Raw genomic sequence first — 20,800 nt, 5'->3', positions numbered from 1 at the left:
GGCAACCCACCACGCCACACGCGCCGCCACACCACCGGCCGCGGCACGACGCGCCCACCAGAGGCGCCGGCCGACGGACGGTTCGAAGCCCAAGACACCGAGGAGACACCATGGCCCACCCCATGCCGCCGCCCGCGCGCTTCAACTTTGCGCAGCACCTCATCACGCGCAACGAGGGCCGCAGCGCCAAGGCCGCCTATGTCGAAGACCAGGCCCGCCTGAGCTACGGCGAGCTGGCCGAGCAGGTGCGCCGCGTCGCCGCGGGCCTGGCCGGCCTGGGCCTGCGCCGCGAGGAGCGCGTGCTGCTGCTCATGCACGACGGGCTGCACTGGCCCGTGGCCTTCCTGGGCTGCCTGTACGCCGGCGTGGTGCCCGTGGCGGTGAACACGCTGCTCACGGCCGACGACTACGCCTACATGCTGGGCCACAGCCGTGCGCAGGCCGCGCTGGTCTCCGGCGCGCTGCTGCCCACGCTGCAGGCGGCCCTGGAGCGCGGCCCGCACGAGCTGCAGCACCTGGTGGTGTCGTGCGGCAGCACCCTGCCCGCGGGCGCGCTGGACTTCGACGCCTGGCTCACCGGGCAGGTGCCCGCGCCCAAGTGCGCCGACACGCTGGCCGACGACATCGGCTTCTGGCTGTACTCCTCCGGCTCCACCGGCCGCCCAAAGGGCACGGTGCACACCCACGGCAACCTGTACTGGACGGCCGAGCTCTACGCGCGCCCGGTACTTGGGCTGCGGGAGGACGACGTGTGCTTCAGCGCCGCCAAGCTCTTCTTCGCCTACGGCCTGGGCAACGCGCTGAGCTTTCCGCTGTCGGTGGGCGCCACCACGGTGCTGATGGCCGAGCGGCCCACGCCGGACGCGGTGTTCAAGCGCTGGTTGGCGCAGCGCCCAACCGTCTTCTTCGGCGCGCCCACGGGCTACGCCGGCATGCTGGCCGCGCCCAACTGCCCAACGCGCGCCCAGGTGGCGCTGCGGCTGTGCTCGTCCGCAGGCGAGGCGCTGCCGCGCGAGATCGGTGAAAAATTCAAGGCGCGCTTTGGCGCCGACATCATCGACGGCATCGGCTCCACCGAGATGCTGCACATCTACCTCTCCAACCGGCCCGGCGACGTGCGCTACGGCACCAGCGGCAAGCCGGTGGAGGGCTACGAGGTGGAGCTGCGCGACGAGGCCGGCGCCGTCATCGCGGGCGCCGACCAGGTGGGCGACCTCTACATCCGCGGCCCAAGCGCGGCGCTGATGTACTGGAGCAACCGCGACAAGAGCCGCGACACCTTCCAGGGCACCTGGACGCGCAGCGGCGACAAGTACATCCGCGACGCCGAGGGCTACTACGTCTACGCCGGCCGCAGCGACGACATGCTCAAGGTCAGCGGCCAGTACGTGTCGCCCTTCGAAGTGGAGTCCACGCTCATGCAGCACCCCGCCGTGCTGGAAGCCGCCGTCATCGGCGTGCCGGACGACCACGGCCTCACCCGCGCCAAGGCTTTCGTCGTCCTCAAGGACCCGCGCGATGCGGGCGACGCCCTGGCCGAGACCCTGAAAGGCTTCGTCAAGGAACAACTGGCGCCCCACAAGTACCCGCGCCAGGTCGTGTTCCTCACCGAGTTGCCCAAGACCGCTACCGGCAAGATCCAGCGCTTCAGGCTGCGCGAGCGCGAGGCGGCCCAGTAGGCGGGACGGCCGGCATGAGCGGCGCGTTGGGCGGCCGGCTGCATGCGGAGTTCCCCCGCTGGACGCTGCCCGCCGCGCTTTGGACCATCGAAGCCCCGGCGGCGTCCCCCGCCCTCCGGCAGCTTCATCACGACACACACCTCAAGGAGACGACGCCATGACCTTCACCCACACCTTGGGCGCCCTGGCCGCGGCCGCCCTGCTGGCGGCGCCGCCGGCCTGGGCCCAGGCGGGCGCCAAGCTGAAAGTCGGCTTCATGCTGCCCTACACCGGCACCTACGCGGCGCTGGGCAGCGCCATCGAGAACGGCTTTCGGCTCTACGTGCAGGAGCAAGGCGGCAAGCTTGCCGGGCGGGAGATCGAGTTCCTCAAGGTGGACGACGAGTCCGACCCCTCCAAGGCCACCGACAACGTCAACAAGCTCATCAAGCGCGACCAGGTGGACGTGATCATCGGCACCGTGCACTCCGGCGTGGCCATGGCCATGGCCAAGGCGGCCCGGGAGAGCAACACGCTGCTCATCGTCCCCAACGCCGGGGCGGATGCCGTCACCGGCCCCATGTGCGCGCCCAACATCTTCCGCAGCTCGTTTTCCAACTGGCAACCGGCCTACGCCATGGGCGACGTGGCGGCCAAGCGCGGGCACAAGAAGGCCATCACCATCACCTGGAAGTACGCCGCGGGCGACGAGTCGGTGGCCGGCTTCAAGGAGGCGTTCGAAAAGGGCGGCGGCCAAGTCGTCAAGCAATTGAACCTGCCCTTCCCCAACGTCGAGTTCCAGGCGCTGCTCACCGAGATCGCCGCGGCCAAGCCCGACGCCGTCTACACCTTCTTTGCCGGCGGCGGCGCGGTGAAGTTCGTCAAGGACTACGCCGCCGCGGGGCTCAACAAGACCATCCCGCTCTATGGCGCCGGCTTCCTCACCGACGGCACGCTGGAAGCCCAGGGCGACGCCGCCCAGGGGCTGCTGACCACGCTGCACTACGCCGACGGGCTCAACACCCCGCGCGACAACGCTTTCAGATTGGCCTATGCCAAGGCATTCAAGCTGCAGCCTGACGTGTATGCCGTGCAGGGGTATGACGCCGCGCAGATGCTGGGCGTGGGCCTGAACGCGGTGAAGGGCGACGTGAGCAAGAAGGCCGAGTTCGGCGCCGCGCTCAAAGCGGCCAAGATAGACAGCCCGCGCGGCCCCTTCACCATCGCCAAGAACAACAACCCGGTGCAGGATTTCTACCTGCGCAAGGTCGAGGGCAAGGAGAACAAGAGCATAGGCATCGCCGTGAAGGCGCTGGCCGACCCGGGGCGCGGCTGCAAGCTGTGATCGCCTGAGCGACCAGGGCCCGGCAAGGGCCCTTGTTCTTGAAGTACCCGCCCGCGGCCCGCGCCGCGGGCCTTGAAGGGGCGCCGCATGGACCTCGCGACCTTCCTCATCCAGTGCCTCAACGCCGTGCAGTACGGGCTGCTGCTGTTTCTCGTGGCCTCGGGCCTCACGCTGATCTTCGGGATCATGGGCGTGATCAACCTGGCCCACGGCAGCTTCTACATGATCGGCGCCTACATGGCCTACGCGCTGGCGCCCTGGGTCAACCAGACGCTGGGCGGCGGCTTCTTCACCACGCTGCTGGTGGGCATGGTGCTGTCCGTGCTGCTTGGCTACGTGCTGGAGTGGGTGTTCTTCAGCTACCTCTACGAGCGCGAGCACCTGCAGCAGGTGCTCATGACCTACGGGCTGATCCTCGTGTTCGAGGAGCTGCGCTCCATCGTGGTGGGCAACGACGTGTACGGCGTGCAGCCGCCGGACTGGCTTTCCGGGTCCATCCCCCTGGGCGACGTCATGACCTATCCCGTCTACCGCCTCTTCATCTCCGCCGTGTGCATCGCCGTGGCCGTGGGCATGTGGGCGCTGATCACGCGCACGCGGCTGGGCATGCGCATTCGCGCGGGGGCCAGCAACCGCGAGATGGCGCGCGCCATGGGCGTGAACATCCGGCTGCTCTACCGCATCGTGTTCGCGCTGGGCGTGGCGCTGGCCGCCCTGGCCGGGATGATCGCGGCGCCCGTCTCCAGCGTGTATCCCAACATGGGCGCGGGCGTGCTCATCGTGTGCTTCGTGGTGGTGGTCATCGGCGGCATAGGCTCCATCAAGGGCGCGCTGGTGGCGGCGCTGCTGGTGGGCCTCGTGGACACCTTCGGCAAGGTGCTGTTCCCGTCCGCCGCCGGGCTGGCGGTGTACGTGCTGATGGCGCTGATGCTGCTGTGGAAGCCCGAGGGGCTGTTCAAGGCCGGTTGAGTTGGAGACGAGCATGAATACCACCACCTTGTCCGCCCTGCCCGCTTCGGCCCAGGCGGCGGCGCCGGCCCCGCGGCGCTCGCTCAAGGCCTTGCCCGTGCTGCTGGGCTTTGCCGTGCTGGCGCTGCTGCCGCTGGGGCTCTCCGGCTTCTACGTCGAGCTGACGATGAAGATCATGATCCTGGCGCTGTTCGCCCTCAGCCTGGAGCTGCTGGTTGGGCAGACCGGCCTCGTGTGCTTCGGCCATGCCGGCTTCTTCGGCATAGGCGCCTACGTGGCGGCGCTGCTGACGCCGCAGGCCGGCGGCGCCTCGCTGTGGTGGCTGCTGCCGGCGTCCATGGGCGCGGCGGGGTTGTACGCGCTGGCGGTGGGCGCGCTGTCGCTGCGCACCAAGGGCGTGTACTTCATCATGATCACGCTGGCCTTTGCGCAGATGGCCTACTTCGTCGCACACGACACGCCGTTGGGCGGCGGCAGCGACGGCATTTATCTCTACTTCAAGCCTGAAGTGAAGTTGGGCGATTTCCAGCTCCTGGACCTGGACACGGGCCACACCTACTACTACTTCGTCCTGGGCTGCCTGGCCGCCACGTTCGCCTTGCTGGCGCTGCTGCTGCGCAGCCGCTTTGGGCGGGCGCTGGCCGGGATCAAGGCCAACGAGCAGCGCATGCGCGCCGCGGGCTTCGCCACCTATCCGTACAAGCTGGCGGCCTTCGTGCTGTCGGCCTCGCTGGCCGGGCTGGCCGGCTTTCTGTACGCGCTCAAGGACGGCTTCGTGAACCCGGAAATCCTGTCCTGGCACCACAGCGGCGCGGTGCTGCTGATGATCATCCTGGGCGGCCTGGGCCACCTGCGCGGCGCGCTGCTCGGGGCGCTCGCCTTCACGCTGCTGCAGGAGCTCTACCAGTCCGAAGCGATCTTCGGCGCCTTCGCCAAGCACTGGCAGCTCTCGCTGGGCCTGACCATCATCGCCTTCGTCGCGCTGCTGCCGCACGGGCTCGTGGGCCTGTTCAATCGCAAGGAGGCCCAGTGATGGCCGCCGTCATGAACCCGGGCGCAGCCACGGACGCGCTGCTCGTGGCCAAGGAGGTCTCGCGCCGCTTCGGCGGCCTGAAAGCCGTGGACGGCGTCTCGCTCACGCTGGAGCGCGGCAGCCTGCATGCCGTCATCGGCACCAACGGCGCGGGCAAGTCCACGCTGATCAACCTGCTCTCCGGCGAGATCCCGCCCAGCGAGGGCCGCGTGCTGCTCATGGGCCAGGACGCCACCGGCTGGAGCCAGCCCAGGCGCGCCCGCGCCGGCCTGGGCCGCTCCTACCAGCGCAACACCATCTTCGTGAACTTCACCGTGCGCGAGAACTGTCGCCTCGCCGCGCAATCGCGCTGGCAGCGGGCCTGGGACTGGTGGACGCCCGCGCAGCGCTGCGCCTCCAGCCAGGCGGCGGCCGAGGAGGCGCTGCGCAAGGCGGGCCTCACCGCGCAGGCCGGGCGCATCGCCGGCGCGCTCTCGCACGGGCAAAAGCGCCAGCTGGAGATCGCCATGTGCCTGGCGACGGCTCCGAAGGTGCTGCTGCTGGACGAGCCGCTGGCCGGCATGGGTGCGGAGGAAACCGAGCGCATGCTGGCGCTGCTGGGAGAGCTGAAAAGCGAGCACGCCATCCTGCTGGTGGAGCACGACATGGACGCCGTCTTCCGCGTGGCCGACCGCATCACCGTGATGGTCAACGGCCGCGTCATCGCCAGCGACACGCCGGCGGCGGTGCGCTCCAACCGCGAAGTGCAGATCGCCTACCTCGGAGAGAGTCACTGATGAGCGCCGCACAGCCTTCCCAAGACGTCCTGCTGGAAGCCAGTGACTTGCACGCCCACTACGGCCAGAGCCACGTGCTGCAGGGCGTGGCGCTGCGCATCGCGCGCGGCGAGGCCGTCGGCCTGCTGGGCCGCAACGGCATGGGCAAGACGACGTTCATTCGCACCCTGCTGGGCCAGGTGCGCGCCAGCGGCGGCCGTGTGAGCGTGGCCGGGCGCGACATGACGGGGCAGCCCACGGAGCGCATCGCGCGTTTGGGCATCGGCTACGTGCCGGAGGGCCGCGGCGTGTTTCCCAACCTCAGCGTGCGCGAGAACCTGGTGATGGCTGCCCGCCCCGGCACGCGCGGGCAGCGGGAGTGGACGCTGGAGCGCGTGCTCAAGACCTTTCCGCGCCTGGCCGAGCGGCTGGACCACGGCGGCGGCCAGCTCTCCGGCGGCGAGCAGCAGATGATGGCCATTGGGCGGGCGCTCATGACCAACCCCGAGCTGATGATCCTGGACGAGGCCACCGAGGGCCTGGCGCCGCTGGTGGTGGCCGAGATCTGGCGCGTCATCGGCCTGATCCGCGCCAGCGGCATCGCCTCGCTGGTCGTGGACCGCGACTTCCGCAAGGTGCTGACCCACACCGACCGCTGCGTGGTGCTGGAAAAGGGGCGCGTCGTGCTGGAAGGCCCCTCCGCCGCGCTGGCCAAGGACGAGGCGGCGCTGCACCGATACCTTGGCGTTTGAAACTTGTACGTTGCTTGAGAGGGTGGAGCAACCGGGCGGCGATTCACACCGCCTGCAACCGCCCCCGCATCCCCGCCGTCATCCACAGCTCGCCGTCCCGGTGGGCGATCAAAGCCTCCACGCCGGCATGCCGGATCAGCGGCAGCGCATCGCGCCCAAGCACCATGGCTGCGGCGCCCAGGCCGTTGACGGCTTCCAGGTCGTGTGAGACCAGCGTCACGCCGTGGGGCCCCTGCGCCGGGTAGCCGGTCTTGGGATCGATGACATGGTGGTAGCGCCGCCCGTCGCGCACGAAGCAGCGCTCGTAATCGCCCGAGGAGGCGACGAAGCCGTCCCTCAGCTCCAAAGCCCCCAGCAGCCGTTGCGGCTGGCGCGGGTCGCGCACGCCCACGCGCCACGGCGGCGCCGCGGGCGCGCTCATGGCCAGCACGTCGCCCCCGCCGTTGATGAGCGCGGATTGCAGCCCCTGCCCGCGCAACATATTCAAGCCTTCGCGCAGGATATACAGCTTGGCAATACCCCCCAAATCCAGCCGCATGCCGCGCTTGGGCAAATAGGCCATTTGCCTGTGGCGATCTACTACCAAGTGACTATATCCCACCGACGCCAGATGGCTGTATATGTGGGACGGCGCCGGCATTTGTGGATGGCCGGCATCAAAATGCCACAAACCCAGCGTGCCAACCGTCATGTCGAAGGCGCCGCCGCTATTTCTCGCCACCGATTGCCCCATTTCCAGAACTGTCAATAGTTCTTTGGAAATAGGCACGGGCTGAATACCGGCCGACAGTGCGATGGCGCCCACGCGGCTGGTGGCCTCGTAGTGGCTCATCTCGGCCGCGAGCGCGGCCATGCGCGCGAAGGCGGCGTCCAGGGCCGGACGCAGCTGGGCTGCGTCCGGCGAGGCGGCGGCGATGTCCACGCGCGTGCCCATGAGCTCGCGCGACTCGCGCAGGCGGACGTCCTCATGCCGGGCCAAGGCCGCCGCGCGCCGTGGCCAGGCCGCCACGCAGCCGCCCAGCGCCAGCGCGGCAGCGCCCAGCGCCAGCCGGCGGCGCTGCGGGTCGGCCAGGCCGGGCGCGGGCACACGGACCGCGGTAGCGCATGCAAACCTTTGATTCATAATGCATCCGCCGAATCGCAAGCGCTCAGCGCGAAGCCGCGACCATGTAGTCCACGGCGGCCTTGACCTCGTCGTCCTTGAGCGCCGTGTTGCCGCCGCGCGGCGGCATCTGGCCCTTGGCGCCGTTGAACCCCTCCAGCGCGTGCTTGTAGAGCGTGTCCACGCCCTGGGCGATGCGCGGGCCCCAGTCGTCCTTGTCACCCGGCTTGGGCGCGCCGGCCACGCCGGCGCTGTGGCACATGGCGCAGGTGCTGCCGAACACCTTCTTGCCCAGCGGGTTCTCCGCCGGTGCAGGCGCGGCCACCGGTGCCGGGGCGGCGGCCACGGGCGTGGGCGCCGGGGCGCTCTCCTTCTGGCCGCAGGCTGCCAATATCGCCAGGGCGCACACGGCCAGACCCAATCCCATATGTTTCATGGAAAATCCCGTAAAGCTTGATTTCGACGGGCAAATTCTAGAATCAGGCCTTCATCGAAAAGCACACGCTTTCACTCGGCCTTGATCTAACGCAAATCGAAAATCAGCCTCACTCTGAATCATCCGCCCTGCCTGAATGGAGAAACGTCGGCGTGAAGGCAATATTTAATCTACGCCGCAAGAAACTTGAACTGGTTTAAGGAAATTTCCATGGACATGGGCTTGAAAAAGAAACCGGCGGGCGCCGAAACCGGCCTGGCCCGCCGCCGCTTCCTGAACACCGCCGCTGCCGCCGGCCTGGCCGGCGTGGGCATGGCCGCCTGTTCCGACAAGCCGGCCTCCGCGCCCGCCGCCACGGCCCAGGCCAGCGCGCCGCACGCGCAGCCCAACCCCGGCGAGGGCGCGGGCAGCATTCACCTCAAGCCCGGCGAGCTGGACTCCTACTACGGCCTCTGGAGCGGCGGCCACACCGGCGACATGCGCGTGCTGGGCCTGCCCTCGGGGCGCGAGATCACGCGCATTCCCGTGTTCGTCCCGGACGCGCTGGTGGGCTGGGGCATCACCAACGAGTCCAAGGACATCATGGGCCGCAAGGCCGACGGCAGCCTGAAGTACACGGTGGCCGACACCCACCACACCCACGCCTCGTACAAGGACGGCGACTACGACGGCCGCTACGCCTGGATCAACGACAAGATCAACGCCCGCATCGCCCGCGTGCGGCTGGACACCTTCACCTGCGACAAGATCACCGAGCTGCCCAACGCCCAGGGCTTCCACGGCATCTTCCCCGACAAGCGCGACCCGGTCGATGAGGCCGTCAACTACACCACGCGCGTGTTCTGCGGCAGCGAGTTCCACATCCCGCTGAGCGCCGCCGACATCGACAAGCCCGAGAAGTACCGCGCCATCTTCAGCTGCGTGGACGCCGAGAGCATGCAGCTGCGCTGGCAGGTGCTCATCGACGGCAACTGCGACCTGGTGGCCACCTCCTACGACGGCAAGCTCGCCGCCACCAACCAGTACAACACCGAGAACGGCGTCAAGTACGAGGACATGATGTCCGCCGAGCGCGACGCCTGCCTCTTCTTCAACGTCGCGCGCATCGAGGCCGCGGTGAAGGCCGGCAAGTTCAAGACCATCGGCGACTCCAAGGTGCCCGTGGTGGACGGCACCCGCGACGCCAACGCGGACCCCAAGACCGCCCTCACCGCCTACGTGAGCGTTCCCAAGAACCCCCACGGCGTCAACGCCAGCCCCGACGGCAAGTACTTCATCTGCGCCGGCAAGCTCTCGCCCACGGGCACCGTCATCGAGCTGGCCAAGGTGCTGGACTGGTTCGACGGCAAGCTGGAGAAGATCGACCAGGCCATCGTCGCCGAAGTCGAGCTGGGCCTGGGGCCGCTGCACACCGCCTTCGACGGCCGCGGCAACGCCTACACCACGCTGTTCCTGGACAGCCAGGTCGTGAAGTGGAACGTGGACGCCGCCATCAAGTTCCACAACGGCGACAAGAACGCCAAGTACGTGGTGGACCGCGTGGACGTGCAATACCAGCCCGGCCACCTCAACGCCACGCACTCCGAGACCAAGAGCGCCGACGGCAAGTACCTCGCCGTGGGCTGCAAGTTCTCCAAGGACCGCTTCCTGCCCGTGGGCCCGCTGCACCCGGAGAACGAGCAGTTCATCGACATCTCCGGCGAGAAGATGGTGCTGCTGGCCGACCACCCGGTGCGCGGCGAACCGCACGACTTCATCATCTTCCGCCGCGACATCATCAAGCCCAAGCAGATCTACAACCTCGACGACCACCCGCAGGCCGTCAAGAGCGCGGCCGACGGCGGCCTCACGCGCAAGGGCAAGAAGGTCACCGTGCGCATGGTGTCGCAGGCCCCGGCCTTCAGCATGCGCGAGTTCAAGGTGAAGTCCGGCGACGAGGTCACGCTCTTCCTGACCAACCTCGACAAGGTGGAAGACCTGACGCACGGCTTCGCCATCCCGAACCACAACGTCAACTTCATCGTCAATCCGCAGGAAACCAAGTCGGTGACCTTCACCGCCGGCAAGCCGGGCGTGTACTGGTGCTACTGCACCCACTTCTGCCACGCCCTGCACCTGGAGATGCGCACGCGCATGATCGTCGAGGCCTGACGGCCGCCCGCCCGCACCCCGGCGGCCCGTCTCCCGGGCCGCCGGGTGGCGGGCCCTTGCCCCCGCCCATGAAGCTCCTGTCACTCCTGCTGCGCCTCGTGGCGCTGGCCGCGGCGCTGCTCAACGCACCGCCGCTGTGGGCCACCGCCTACGAGGCCGAGCTGCCCGCCGGCATCCACGGCCCGCGCCTGTGCGACTTCGCGCCCTGCGCCGAGGTGTTCCCCGGCGCCACGTCCTTTTCCGAGCGCAAGGGCCAGCCGCCCTACGTCGAGGCCTACGCGGACGCCCAGGGGCACAAGAAGCTGCTGGGCTACGTGATGCTGTCCACCGACATCACCGACACGCCGGCCTACTCCGGCAAGCCGGTCGTCACGCTGATCGGCATGGACGTCAAGGGCCGCTTCACCGGCGTGAAGGTGCTCAAGCACTCCGAGCCCATCCTGCTGCTGGGCATCCCGGAGTCGGCGCTGACGAAATTCAACGACCAGTACCTGGGCAAGTTCGTCGGCGACAACATAGAAATCGGCCGCTCGCGCCCCGACGAGGGCGTCATCGGCCTGGACGCCATCTCCGGCGCCACCGTCACCGTGATCGCGCAGAACCAGGTCATGCTGGCCTCGGGGGCCGCGGTGGCGCGCCAGACCGGCATCCTCGCGCCCGTGGTGCGCCCGCAGGCCACCTTCACCGACGCGGGCCGCCGCCTGGACTGGGCGGCGCTGGCGCGCGAGGGCCTGGTGCAGCGCCTGGTGGTCTCGCCGCAGCAGGTGGGCCTGGACGGCAAGAGCGGCGCGCCCTTCATAGAGCTCTGGTTCGGCCTGCTCAACCCGCCCGAGGCCGGCCGCTCGCTGCTGGGCCCCGCGGGCTGGCAGCGGGTGATGGAGCAGCTCAAGTCGGGCGAGCAGGCGCTGTTCGTGATCCGCACCGGCGGCGCCGAATCGTTCAAGGGCTCTGGCTTCGTGCGCGGCGGCCTCTACGACCGCGTGCAGGTGCGCCAGGGCATGGACACCTTCACCTTCCGCGACCTGGACTACATGCCCCTGTACGGCCTGGCCGCCGCCGGCGCGCCGGCCTACGGCGAGTCGGCCATCTTCATCGTCCGCTCGCCGGCCTTCTCGGCCGCCTACCCGTGGAAGCTCAATTTCCTGGGCAACCGCGTGGACCGCGCCACCGGCACGCGCAGCTTCGCCAACTTCGAGACGCCCTACTGGCTGCCGGACGGCGTGCTGCAGGGCGGCCGCCCGCAGGTGGACGAGCCCGCCGCGCCCTGGGTCAAGGTGTGGAAGGCGCGCGCACGGGACATCGCCCTCTTCGCCGCGCTGCTGGTGGCCGTGGCCACGGCCTATGCGCTGCGCGACCAGCTCACCCGCCGCGCCACGCGCAAGAACAAGTGGCCCGTCAACGCCTTCAAGTACTCGGCCTGGGGCCTGAGCATCGGCTTCGTGGGCTTCGGCGCCATGGCGCAGCCCTCGGTGACGCAGGTGCTGACCTGGTTCCACGCGCTGCTGTTCCACTGGACCTGGGCGCTGTTCCTGAGCGATCCGTTCATCTTCCTGTTCTGGATCTTCATCATCGTCACGGTCTTCGTCTGGGGCCGCGGCCTGTTCTGCGGCTGGCTGTGCCCCTTCGGCTCGCTGTCGGAGGCGCTGTACAAGCTCGGCGGCGCCCTGGGCTTGAAGCGCTTCCAGCGCCAGCTGCCCCGCGCGCTGCACGACAAGCTCAAGTGGGTCAAGTACGGCGTGTTCTTCGGCCTGCTGGCCGTGTCCATGTTCTCCATGGGCCTGGCCGAGAAGCTGGCCGAGGTGGAGCCGTTCAAGACCACCTTCCTCGTCGGCTGGGGCCAGCGCGCCTGGCCGTACACGCTGTTCGCGGCCAGCCTGCTGGGGCTGTCCCTCTTCGTGGAGCGGCCCTTCTGCAAGTACCTGTGCCCGCTGGGCGCGGCGCTGTCCATGCCGTCCACGTTCCGCTGGTTCGGCCTGCGCCGCAAGCAGGCGTGCAGCAGTTGCAAGGCCTGCGCCGTGGGCTGCGGCGCGCAGGCCATAGACGCCGACGGCCGCATCGACCACCGCGAGTGCCTGCACTGCCTGGACTGCATGGTGCTCTACACCGACACCCACGCCTGCCCGCCGCTGGCCAAGGAGAGAAAGCGCCGCGAGCGCGAGGGCCTGCCGCTGACGCCCGTGGGCCGCGACGGCCACTTCATCCCCATCGTGCCCGTCGTGTCCGCAGCGCCGGCCCAGGGCCCGGCCGCCAGGAGCTGAACGCCATGGTCGATCCCCGCATGCCCACCGACCCGGTGGAGCCGCCCTTCCTCGCCACGGGCACCGGCTTGGGCGCCCGCTGGGCCGCCGAAGCCTGGGACCACCTGTGGCCCTGGCGCCGCGGCGTGGCCGCGCCCAACCTGGCGCTGCGCGCGGCCGGCATCGCGCTGGCCCTGGCGGCCAGCCTGGCCTGGGTGCTGGGCGCCCTGGGCGAGCTGCGCGCGGGCGCGCTCATCGCCTGGTGGTTCGGCTGGAGCGTGTACGAGGTGCTCATCCGCCTCAACGCCAAGCGCTACGTCAAGGACGGCCCGTGGTGGGGCCGGCGCTTTCGCCGCGCCAACGTGATGGACATGCTCTGCTACGTCGGCTTCAAGAACCTGCTCATGGGCGCGGCGCTGTTCCTGGCGCTCAAGGCCGCGGGCGTGCTGGTGACGCCGGCATGAACGCGATGCGCCGCCTGCGCGCCCTGCTGGCCCTGCCGGCGCTGCTGCTGCCGCTGGCCCTGCACGCCGCCACCTGGACCGTGCATCCCGGCCAATCCATACAGCCCGTGCTGGACCGCGCCGCCGCCGGCGACGTCGTCGAGATCGAGCGCGGCTTCTACGCCGGCCAGCTGTTGATCAGCAAGCCGCTGACGTTGCGCGGCCTGCAGCGCCCCACGGTCAGCGGCGGCCAGCAGGGCGACACCATCCGCATCGCCGCCCCGGACGTCACCCTCGAAGGCTTGATCGTCCGCGACTCCGGGGACAGCCTGCTGAAGCAGAACGCGGGCATCTACGTCGCGCCGGGCTCGCACCGCGCGGCCGTGCGGCGCTGCGACCTCGTCTACAACCTCTTCGGCCTGTGGATCGAGAAGGCCGACGGCGTGCGCGTGGAGCACAACCTCATCGTCGGCAAGCGCGACTACGCCTCCTCGCAGCGCGGCAACGGCGTGCAGCTCTACAACACCACCGGCGCGCAGATCGTGGGCAACCACATCAGCTTCGTGCGCGACGCGCTGTACGTGGACGTCTCGCACCACGCCGTCTTCCGCGCCAACCGGCTGCACCACAGCCGCTACGGCACGCACTACATGAACTCCTACCACAACCTGTGGGAGGACAACGACAGCTACCGCAACCGCGGCGGCCTGGCGCTCATGGAGGTGCGCGACCAGGTCGTGCGCAACAACCGCGCCTGGGGCAACACCGACCACGGGATCATGCTGCGCACGCTGCAGGACTCGGTGATCGAGAACAACGTCGTGGCCGGCAACGCCCGCGGCTTCTTCATCTACGACGTGGAGTACGCCCAGCTCAAGGGCAACCTCGTGGTGGACAACCAGGTGGGCGTGCACCTCTCGGCCGGTTCCACCCGCAACCGCGTCGAGGGCAACGATTTCGTGGGCAACCGCGAGCAGGTGCGCTACGTCGGCGCCAAGGACGAGACCTGGGGCGCGCAAAGCGGCAACCACTGGAGCAACTACCTGGGCTGGGACCGCGACGGCGACGGCCTGGGCGACGTGCGCTACGAGGCCAACGATCTGGTGGACCGCCTGGTGTGGCGCCACCCCGCGGCGCGGCTGCTGCTGGCCAGCCCCGCGGTGCAGGCGCTGCGCCTGGTGGGCCAGCAGTTCCCGCTGCTGCGCGTGCCCGGCGTGGTGGACCCCAAGCCCCGCATGCACCCCGCGCACCCGAACTGGAATGAATGGAATGGCAAGCAGTCCCCTCTCGAACCCTGAGGCCGGCTTGGCCGGCGCGGCGCCGGTTGCGGCATCACGCCCGTCGCTGGCCGGCGACAGCGCCATCACCCTGCGCGGCGTGGTCAAGCAGTACGGCGCCGTGCGCGCCGTGGACGGCGTCGATCTGGACGTGCGCCGCGGCGAGGTGCTGGGCCTCATAGGCCACAACGGCGCGGGCAAGAGCACCCTCTTCAAGATGATGCTGGGCCTGCTCGCGCCCACGGCCGGCGAGATCCTGGTGCAGGGCGCACCGGTGAGCGGGCGCGGCTTTCGCGCCGTGCGCCGCGGCATCGGCTACCTGCCGGAAAACGTGGTGCTCTACGACAACCTCAGCGGCCTGGAGACGCTGCGCTTCATGGCCCGCCTCAAGGGCGTGGCCCAGAGCGAGTGCAGCGCCGCGCTGGCCCGCGTGGGCCTGGGACACGCCGGGCAGCGCGCGGTGCGCGGCTACAGCAAGGGCATGCGCCAGCGCCTGGGCTTCGCGCAGGCGCTCTTGGGCAAGCCGCAGGTGCTGTTCCTGGACGAGCCCACCACGGGGCTGGACCCGGAGGCCATACGCGCCTTCCACGCCACGCTGCGCGAGCTCAGCGACGAGGGCGTGACCCTGGTCATCACCTCCCACATCCTGGCCGAGCTGCAGGACCGGGTGGACCGCCTGGCCATCCTCACCAGCGGCCGCATCACGGCGCAGGGCAGCGTGCAAAGCCTGCGCGAGGGCCTGGCGCTGCCGCTGCGGCTGGAGCTGCGCGTGGCCGAGTCCGGCCGCGAGGCGGTGCGCCAGGCGCTGTGCGCGCTGCCGCTGGAGGGCCTGTCCTGGCAGGGCTTGCAAGCCACGGCCCGCTGCGCGCGCGAGGCCAAGATGGCCGTGCTGGCGGCGCTGGCCGGCCTGCGCGGCGCGGTGCTGGACCTGCAGTTGCACGAGCCCTCGCTGGAAGACGTGTTCTTCGGCCTGGCGCACTGAAGCGAGGAGCGCCGCCATGGAATTCGCACAAGTCCTGACCATCGCGCACAAGGAGCTGCGCGACCGGCTGCGCAACCGCTGGGTGCTGGCCATCGCGCTGGTGTTCACGGCCTTCGCGCTGGTCATCGCCTACTTCGGCGGCGCGCAGCAAGGCGCCGTCGGCCTGCGCAACATCGAGTTCACCATCGCCAGCCTGGTGAGCCTGGTGATCTACCTGATCCCGCTGATCGCCCTGCTGCTGGGCTTCGACGCCATCGTGGGCGAGCGCGAGCGCGGCTCGCTGGACCTGCTGCTGGCGCTGCCCATCACGCGGCTGGAGCTGCTGCTGGGCAAGTACCTGGGGCTGGCCGCGGCGCTGAGCCTGTCCACCATCGCCGGCTTCGGCGCGGCGGCGCTGCTGCTGGGCGCGCAGGCCGGGCGCGCGGCGCTTGGGCCGTACCTGGGCTTCATGGGCAGCTCGGTGCTGCTGGGCCTGGCCTTCCTGAGCCTGGCCGTGATGCTCTCCGTGGTCGCCGCCGACCGCACCCGCGCGTCGGGCCTGGCCATCGCGCTGTGGTTCTTCTTCGTCCTGGTGTTCGACCTGGTGCTGCTGGGCCTGCTGGTGCTCACCGGCGGGCAGGCCGGCGGCGACTGGTTCGCCTGGGCGCTGCTGCTCAACCCGGCGGACGTGTTCCGCATCCTCAACGTGTTTTCACTGGACGACGTGCGCACGCTCTACGGCCTCTCCAGCATCGTCCCGCCCGCGCTGGCCAAGCCCTGGCTGATGGCGCTGGTGATGCTGGGCTGGATCGCCGCGCCACTGTCCATCGCTACCTGGAGATTCCGTCCGTGAAGTACCCCCGCCGAAGCCTGCTCCTGGCCGCCTGCGGCCTGCCCCTGGTCCTGATGGGCTGCAGCCGCGCCGACTCCGCCCCCGCGCTGGTGGCGCAGGACATCGTGCCCGGCACCACCTGCGACTTCGACGGCATGCTGCTGTCCGACTACCCCGGCCCCAAGGCGCAGGTGTTCTACGCCGACGCCGCGGCGCCCGTCTTCTTCTGCGACACCGTCGAAATGTTCTCCGCGCTGTTGCGCCCGGAACAGGTGCGCGCGGTGCGCGCCGTGTTCACGCAGGACATGGCCCGCGCCGACTGGCAGGAGCCGCGCGGCCACTGGTTCGACGCGCGCAAGGGCTTTTACGTGATCGGCAGCAAGCGCCACGGCTCCATGGGGCCGACCTTCGCCAGCTTCGCGGCCCAGGCCGACGCGGGGAAATTCGCCGCCGAGTTCGGCGGCAAGGTGCACGCGTTCGCCGAAGTGACGCCCGACATGGCGGACCTGTGCGGCGGTGCGAAGCACGACCGGCAGATGTAGTTGCCCCCCGCAAACACGGTGTTAGACCGTCTAACGCCCGCCGTGCGCTCTGCTTCGTCATGCTCGTGAAGGCGCACGGCTGTCCGGGGAAAGTTGGAAAGGGCTTGGCATCCCGGCAGCAAAGGGGCGTCGCACCCCATTTCGTCATTCCCGCGAAGGCGGGAACCCAGGCGGTCCCCAAGCTGATCGCAAGCGACGTGGTTGCGCATGGCACCGTTTTCGGCTCCGCGCTTCCTGCTTCTCTGCTTGCGTTGAAGCGTGGGACCGCCTGGGTCCCCGCCTTCGCGGGGATGACGAAGTAGTAGGCGGAGCTTGAGCGGCTGACGGCTGCTTTCACGCGTCCGCTCAGGCCTCGCGCACCGGCCTTTCAATCACGGCCCTTTGCAGCCACCCCCATGCGCCGGCCTTGTAGGAGGCCCGCTGGCGGGCCGAACGGCCTCGCCGCGCCGTGGGCCTCTCTCGGCAGCCCATCTGGTTCAGAGGCCGGTTCGGCCCGCCAGCGGGCCTCCTACAACCCGGCGCCTGGGCGGCCTGTTTCACGCGCCGCCCTCCCCAGCCACCACCCATACCGCAGCAGCCAGACCAGGCTCACGAGGGCCCAGGCCCCCGCGGCCACCGGCAGCAGCCAGGTCGCCCCCGCGGGCCACAGCCCCCAGGCCACGCGCGCCAGCACGGCGGCCTGCAGCAGGTGGAACAGCGCCCACAGCACCCCGTCGACCACCACCGCGCGCCCAATCTGCGCGCAGGCCACGCGTGAAGCCATGGCCAACAGCAGCGTGCCCAGGAAGCCCAGCGTGTAGGCGTGCAGCGCCGCGTCCGCCGCGCCCAGGGCCGACAGCAGCAGCGCCACCGCCAGCCAGAACACCCCGCGCAGCAGCATGGCCGGCAAGCGCTGGCGCACCGCCGGCAGGCGGCGCCAGCGCGTCCACAACCCCAGCAGCAGCACGCCGGCCCCGCCAGGCGCCAGCGAGGCCGTGGCGTCCAGCACGCCCGGCAGCGGCCCAAGCAGCAGCGCCACCGCCCGCAGCACGCCCTGCAGCGCCATCACGCCCGCCAGCGACCACAGCAGCCAGGCGGGCCAGCGCGCATCCAGTTGCGGCGCGGCGTCGCCCATGAACGGCACCAGCCGGTGCAGCGCCGCGGCGTAGACCACGCCGAACGCGCCCCACAGCGCCACATGCGCCAGCGCGCGCGCCAGCGTCCAGGCCTCGGCCGCCACGGCGCCCGCCGCCACGTCCAGCAGCAGCGCGCTCCACGCGCAGCCCGCCAGTGCCAGGCGCAGGTGCAGCCGGTCTTGCGCGCCGCGGGCCGCGCCCGCGCGCAGCAGCCGCCACAGCCGCAGCACGGCGCCGCTCCAGCCGGCCGCGACACAGGCCAGCCCCATGCCGGCCATCAGCGGGGCTTGCGCGCCGCCGTCCGCCAGCGCGAGGCCGAACACCAGCCAGCCCGCGAGCTGTGCGCCCACCGCCGGCAGCAGCGCCGCGGCCTTCACCGGCGGCGCCTGCACCCAGCGCGCGCCGGCCGTGCAGAGAAAGCCGGCAACGAACAGCGGCATGAAGCCCCAGGCCGCCCACAGCGCATGCGCGGCGCCCAGGGGCACGCGGCCCGCCGGGCCGGGCCACCACAGCCGGGCGGCCCACCCCAGCGCGCCCAGGGCGAGCACGAGGGCGCCGGCCACGAACCCCAGGCGGGCGGGCGAAGCAAGCCAATGGCGCGGATGCCAGGAGCGGCGCGCCGCGGACGACGGCGGCAAGGAGGACACGCAGGACATGGCGCGCAGGCTGCCGCCCAAGGGCGGCCGCGGCCTTGAGCTGCATCAGGCCCAGGCGGGCGTGCCGGCGACGGCGGCCGCCGCGTCCCATGCCATGGCGCCCGCAGGGGGTAAGCCGCTTCGCCAACGGCCTTCCCGACGCGCCGCCACCCCCGGGTGCGCGCCTTGCTGCAGTGCCGCAATCGCGGAAAACCGCCGCCGCGCCTGCGCCAGCGGCGCGGGCGCGGCCGCACACAAGGAGCACTTGGGCATGCCGGGTTGGGCAGATTTCGACGGGTTCACCACCACCACGTTCCTGGGCGCCTCGGCGCTGAGCTGGGCCACGGCGCTGGCCGCGGCGCTGGCGAGCTGGATCGCCATGCGGCTGGCGCTGCGCTTCCTCACCCGCCGCGCCAGCGCCGTGGCGCACCGCACCACCAACCGCGTCGACGATTTGCTCGTGGACCTGCTGCAGTGCACCAGCCGCGCGCTGCTGCTGGTGACGGCGCTGCTCATCGGCCTCTCCATGCTGGACTTGCCCGCGCGCTGGAGCACGCGCGTGAGCCAGCTCTGGTTCCTCACGCTGGCGCTGCAGTTCGGCCTGTGGGGCAACCGCGCCATCGCCATCGGCCTGCGCCGCTACGAGGAGCGCCATGGCGCGGGCGGCATGGCCACGCAGGTCAGCACCTCCGCCACGCTCCTGCGCTGGGCACTGCGCACGGTGCTGTGGGCCGTGGTGCTGCTGGCCATGCTGGCCAACCTGGGGGTGAACATCACGGCGCTGGTGGCGAGTCTCGGCGTGGGCGGCGTGGCCGTGGCGCTGGCGGTGCAGAACATCCTGGGCGACCTGTTCGCCTCGCTGTCCATCGCCGTGGACAAGCCGTTCGAGGTGGGCGACTTCATCACCCTCGCCGGCGTGGCCGGCAGCGTGGAGCAGGTTGGGCTGAAAACCACACGCATCCGCGCGCTCAGCGGCGAGCAGATCGTCATCTCCAACACCGAGCTGCTCAAGCAGACCATCAACAACTACAAGCGCATGGAAAAGCGCCGCGTGGTCTTCAAGTTCGGCCTGAGCTTCGGCGCCACGCCGGAGCAGGCCGAGGCCGTGCCGGCCCTCGTGCGCCGCGCCATCGAGTCGCAGGACAAGACCAAGTTCGACCGGGCCCACTTCATGGCCTTCGGCGACAGCTCGCTGGACTACGAGGTGGTCTATTTCGTCCTGTCGGCCGACTACAACCTCTACATGGACATACAGCAGCGCGTCAACCTGACGCTGATGCGCGAGTTCCGCCAGCTCGGCGTGGACTTCGCCTTCCCCACCCGCACGCTGCAGATGCCGGGGCTGGAAGCGCGGCTGGCGGCGCAGCCCCGCCCGGACGAGGCGCCGCAGCGCCCGCGCCGCGTGCTGCCCTGAAGCAGCGCGGCCGGGGCGGTGCCGGCGCAAGGCCGGCCGTGAAGAAGCGGCGTCGCACCCGCGCGACGCGTCCCGGGAGCGGCCGGCGCGGGCCTTAAGCTCGCGGCCGTCCTCACTTCTTCGCCATCTGCAGTCGGCGCCCACAGCGGCGCCTTGCGGTGCCGTACCGGCCGCCCCCGATGTTGTTGTTCCCCGCAGTACCCCGCAGTACCCCCCCGTCGTCCTTTCCCCTGAGATCCACGAAGCGGCTGCTGCCGGCCCTGGGCCTGGCGCTGCTGTCCACGCTCGCGCAGGCCCAGGGTTTCCAGCAGTGCAAGGCCATCTTCCCGACGGCGCAGCCGCCGCGCGTGGCCGTGCCGGCCGGCGCCACGCGCGAGCTGTGCTACGACGCCTTCGCCACGCTCTACTCCGGGCGCAGCAAGACGCCGCTGTACACGGTGGAAAAGCTCACCCGCGAGCAGTTGCTGGACGCCAAGGACGAGGAGCGCACCAACCGCTTCTTCCCCGACGCCCGCCTGCCCAGCGCCGAGCGCGCGACGCTGGAGGACTACAAGGGCAGCGGCTACGACCGCGGCCACATGGCCGCCGCGGCCAACATGCCCACGGCGCAGGCCATGGCGCAGTCCTTCTCGCTGGCCAACGTGGTGCCGCAGGCGCGCATCAACAACCAGCGCACTTGGGCCGAGATCGAGAAGTCCACGCGCCGCTACGTGATGCGCGCCGCCGGCCCGGTGTACGTGTTCACCGGCCCGGTGTTCCCGCGCCAGCGCCAGCCGCGCACCATCGGCGACGGCGTGTGGGTGCCCAGCTACCTCTACAAGCTGGTCTACGACGCCTCCACCCGCCGCGCCTGGGCCTACTGGGTGGAGAACAGCAACGAGGCCAAGGTGGCGCCGCCCATCACGTACAAGGAACTGGTGGATCGCACGGGGATCGAGTTCCTGCCGGGGGTGCTGCCCGGACCGTGAGCAACGGCGGCCGGCGCCCACCGCGCCGCCGGCCGCCCAAGCGCATCACGCCTCCTGCGTCTCCAGCACGCCGCGGCGGATCTGGTCGCGCTCCATGCTCTCGAACAGCGCCTTGAAGTTGCCCTCGCCGAAGCCGTCGTCGCCCTTGCGCTGGATGAACTCGAAGAACACCGGG

16 protein-coding genes and 2 pseudogenes are annotated in these 20,800 nt (G+C 70.3%); 14 read left to right on the top strand and 4 right to left on the bottom strand.

The window, feature by feature from the left end; translation table 11 throughout:
* Positions 1-122 precede the first annotated feature (122 nt).
* From ALA01S_RS14890 to ALA01S_RS14865, 6 genes are all read left to right on the top strand, one after another.
* Positions 123-1,679 (top strand): benzoate-CoA ligase family protein, encoded by a 1,557-nt coding sequence (locus ALA01S_RS14890; protein ID WP_066337741.1) that lies wholly within the window; start codon positions 123-125, stop codon positions 1,677-1,679.
* 157 nt (positions 1,680-1,836) lie between these two features.
* Complete coding sequence (locus tag ALA01S_RS14885) at positions 1,837-3,003, top strand: ABC transporter substrate-binding protein (RefSeq protein WP_066337688.1); 1,167 nt, start codon at positions 1,837-1,839, stop codon at positions 3,001-3,003.
* Between the two features lie 87 nt (positions 3,004-3,090).
* Positions 3,091-3,972 (top strand): branched-chain amino acid ABC transporter permease, encoded by an 882-nt coding sequence (locus ALA01S_RS14880; RefSeq protein WP_066337687.1) that lies wholly within the window; start codon positions 3,091-3,093, stop codon positions 3,970-3,972.
* 13 nt (positions 3,973-3,985) lie between these two features.
* Positions 3,986-5,005, top strand: a complete 1,020-nt coding sequence (locus ALA01S_RS14875; protein ID WP_084267587.1) for a branched-chain amino acid ABC transporter permease — start codon at positions 3,986-3,988, stop codon at positions 5,003-5,005.
* Positions 5,005-5,781, top strand: a complete 777-nt coding sequence (locus ALA01S_RS14870; RefSeq protein WP_066337686.1) for an ABC transporter ATP-binding protein — start codon at positions 5,005-5,007, stop codon at positions 5,779-5,781. The genes ALA01S_RS14875 and ALA01S_RS14870 overlap by 1 nt, the downstream gene beginning before the upstream one ends.
* A complete protein-coding gene (locus tag ALA01S_RS14865; protein WP_084267586.1) occupies positions 5,781-6,512 on the top strand; it encodes an ABC transporter ATP-binding protein in 732 nt (243 codons plus the stop codon). The genes ALA01S_RS14870 and ALA01S_RS14865 overlap by 1 nt, the downstream gene beginning before the upstream one ends.
* Before the next feature lie 43 nt (positions 6,513-6,555).
* Here ALA01S_RS14865 and ALA01S_RS14860 read toward each other — a convergent pair whose 3' ends face one another.
* The gene (locus ALA01S_RS14860) at positions 6,556-7,599 is read right to left on the bottom strand and encodes an FAD:protein FMN transferase (protein WP_066337685.1); all 1,044 of its coding nucleotides are present in this window, start codon (positions 7,597-7,599) and stop codon (positions 6,556-6,558) included.
* A 61-nt stretch (positions 7,600-7,660) separates the two neighbouring features.
* Entirely contained in the window at positions 7,661-8,050 is a 390-nt protein-coding gene (locus tag ALA01S_RS14855; RefSeq protein WP_066337681.1) for a c-type cytochrome, read from the bottom strand.
* A gap of 222 nt (positions 8,051-8,272) precedes the next feature.
* Here ALA01S_RS14855 and nosZ point away from each other — a divergent pair, with 222 nt between their 5' ends.
* From nosZ to ALA01S_RS14820, 6 genes and pseudogenes are all read left to right on the top strand, one after another.
* Positions 8,273-10,201 carry a TAT-dependent nitrous-oxide reductase gene (nosZ, locus tag ALA01S_RS14850; RefSeq protein WP_373862997.1) on the top strand — a complete coding sequence of 643 codons (1,929 nt, stop codon included), beginning with the start codon at positions 8,273-8,275 and terminating at the stop codon, positions 10,199-10,201.
* A 68-nt stretch (positions 10,202-10,269) separates the two neighbouring features.
* A pseudogene (locus ALA01S_RS14845) lies at positions 10,270-12,902 on the top strand (4Fe-4S binding protein).
* A 5-nt stretch (positions 12,903-12,907) separates the two neighbouring features.
* Positions 12,908-14,179 (top strand): nitrous oxide reductase family maturation protein NosD, encoded by a 1,272-nt coding sequence (locus ALA01S_RS14835; RefSeq protein ID WP_066337669.1) that lies wholly within the window; start codon positions 12,908-12,910, stop codon positions 14,177-14,179.
* Positions 14,151-15,140 (top strand): ABC transporter ATP-binding protein, encoded by a 990-nt coding sequence (locus ALA01S_RS14830; protein ID WP_084267584.1) that lies wholly within the window; start codon positions 14,151-14,153, stop codon positions 15,138-15,140. Before ALA01S_RS14835 ends, ALA01S_RS14830 begins: the two co-directional genes overlap by 29 nt.
* Before the next feature lie 16 nt (positions 15,141-15,156).
* The gene (locus tag ALA01S_RS14825) at positions 15,157-15,972 is read left to right on the top strand and encodes an ABC transporter permease (RefSeq protein ID WP_066337665.1); all 816 of its coding nucleotides are present in this window, start codon (positions 15,157-15,159) and stop codon (positions 15,970-15,972) included.
* Positions 15,973-16,025: 53 nt separating this feature from the next.
* Positions 16,026-16,493, top strand: a complete 468-nt coding sequence (locus ALA01S_RS14820; protein WP_157119028.1) for a nitrous oxide reductase accessory protein NosL — start codon at positions 16,026-16,028, stop codon at positions 16,491-16,493.
* A 508-nt stretch (positions 16,494-17,001) separates the two neighbouring features.
* On the opposite strand, the gene ALA01S_RS14810 is transcribed toward ALA01S_RS14820, so the two are convergent.
* Positions 17,002-18,264 carry an NnrS family protein gene (locus tag ALA01S_RS14810; protein ID WP_157119027.1) on the bottom strand — a complete coding sequence of 421 codons (1,263 nt, stop codon included), beginning with the start codon at positions 18,262-18,264 and terminating at the stop codon, positions 17,002-17,004.
* A gap of 250 nt (positions 18,265-18,514) precedes the next feature.
* Between ALA01S_RS14810 and ALA01S_RS14805 the strand changes: the two genes are divergently transcribed.
* The gene (locus ALA01S_RS14805; protein WP_084267592.1) at positions 18,515-19,657 is read left to right on the top strand and encodes a mechanosensitive ion channel family protein; all 1,143 of its coding nucleotides are present in this window, start codon (positions 18,515-18,517) and stop codon (positions 19,655-19,657) included.
* A 179-nt stretch (positions 19,658-19,836) separates the two neighbouring features.
* Positions 19,837-20,625, top strand: coding sequence for a DNA/RNA non-specific endonuclease (locus ALA01S_RS14800; RefSeq protein WP_084267583.1), 789 nt, complete (start codon positions 19,837-19,839; stop codon positions 20,623-20,625).
* A 45-nt stretch (positions 20,626-20,670) separates the two neighbouring features.
* On the opposite strand, the pseudogene ALA01S_RS34800 reads toward ALA01S_RS14800, so the two are convergent.
* Positions 20,671-20,800, bottom strand: a pseudogene (locus ALA01S_RS34800) (4-hydroxyphenylpyruvate dioxygenase); the annotation flags it as partial.

Origin of the sequence: Azohydromonas lata NBRC 102462, assembly GCF_001571085.1 — a bacterium.
GTDB classification, from domain to species: domain Bacteria; phylum Pseudomonadota; class Gammaproteobacteria; order Burkholderiales; family Burkholderiaceae_C; genus Azohydromonas; species Azohydromonas lata.
The sequence above is the reverse complement of the archived record's forward strand: the minus strand, read 5'-3'. Positions and strand labels throughout refer to the sequence as shown.

Excerpts from the sequence above, each read along its gene's own strand:
- ALA01S_RS14890 (WP_066337741.1), top strand. The coding sequence starts at position 123 with ATGCCGCCGCCCGCGCGCTTCAACTTTGCGCAGCACCTCATCACGCGC.
- ALA01S_RS14885 (WP_066337688.1), top strand. The coding sequence starts at position 1,837 with ATGACCTTCACCCACACCTTGGGCGCCCTGGCCGCGGCCGCCCTGCTG.
- ALA01S_RS14880 (WP_066337687.1), top strand. The coding sequence starts at position 3,091 with ATGGACCTCGCGACCTTCCTCATCCAGTGCCTCAACGCCGTGCAGTAC.
- ALA01S_RS14875 (WP_084267587.1), top strand. The coding sequence starts at position 3,986 with ATGAATACCACCACCTTGTCCGCCCTGCCCGCTTCGGCCCAGGCGGCG.
- ALA01S_RS14870 (WP_066337686.1), top strand. The coding sequence starts at position 5,005 with ATGGCCGCCGTCATGAACCCGGGCGCAGCCACGGACGCGCTGCTCGTG.
- ALA01S_RS14865 (WP_084267586.1), top strand. The coding sequence starts at position 5,781 with ATGAGCGCCGCACAGCCTTCCCAAGACGTCCTGCTGGAAGCCAGTGAC.
- ALA01S_RS14855 (WP_066337681.1), bottom strand. The coding sequence starts at position 8,050 with ATGAAACATATGGGATTGGGTCTGGCCGTGTGCGCCCTGGCGATATTG.
- ALA01S_RS14835 (WP_066337669.1), top strand. The coding sequence starts at position 12,908 with ATGCGCCGCCTGCGCGCCCTGCTGGCCCTGCCGGCGCTGCTGCTGCCG.
- ALA01S_RS14830 (WP_084267584.1), top strand. The coding sequence starts at position 14,151 with ATGGCAAGCAGTCCCCTCTCGAACCCTGAGGCCGGCTTGGCCGGCGCG.
- ALA01S_RS14825 (WP_066337665.1), top strand. The coding sequence starts at position 15,157 with ATGGAATTCGCACAAGTCCTGACCATCGCGCACAAGGAGCTGCGCGAC.
- ALA01S_RS14820 (WP_157119028.1), top strand. The coding sequence starts at position 16,026 with ATGGGCTGCAGCCGCGCCGACTCCGCCCCCGCGCTGGTGGCGCAGGAC.
- ALA01S_RS14810 (WP_157119027.1), bottom strand. The coding sequence starts at position 18,264 with ATGTCCTGCGTGTCCTCCTTGCCGCCGTCGTCCGCGGCGCGCCGCTCC.
- ALA01S_RS14805 (WP_084267592.1), top strand. The coding sequence starts at position 18,515 with ATGCCGGGTTGGGCAGATTTCGACGGGTTCACCACCACCACGTTCCTG.
- ALA01S_RS14800 (WP_084267583.1), top strand. The coding sequence starts at position 19,837 with ATGTTGTTGTTCCCCGCAGTACCCCGCAGTACCCCCCCGTCGTCCTTT.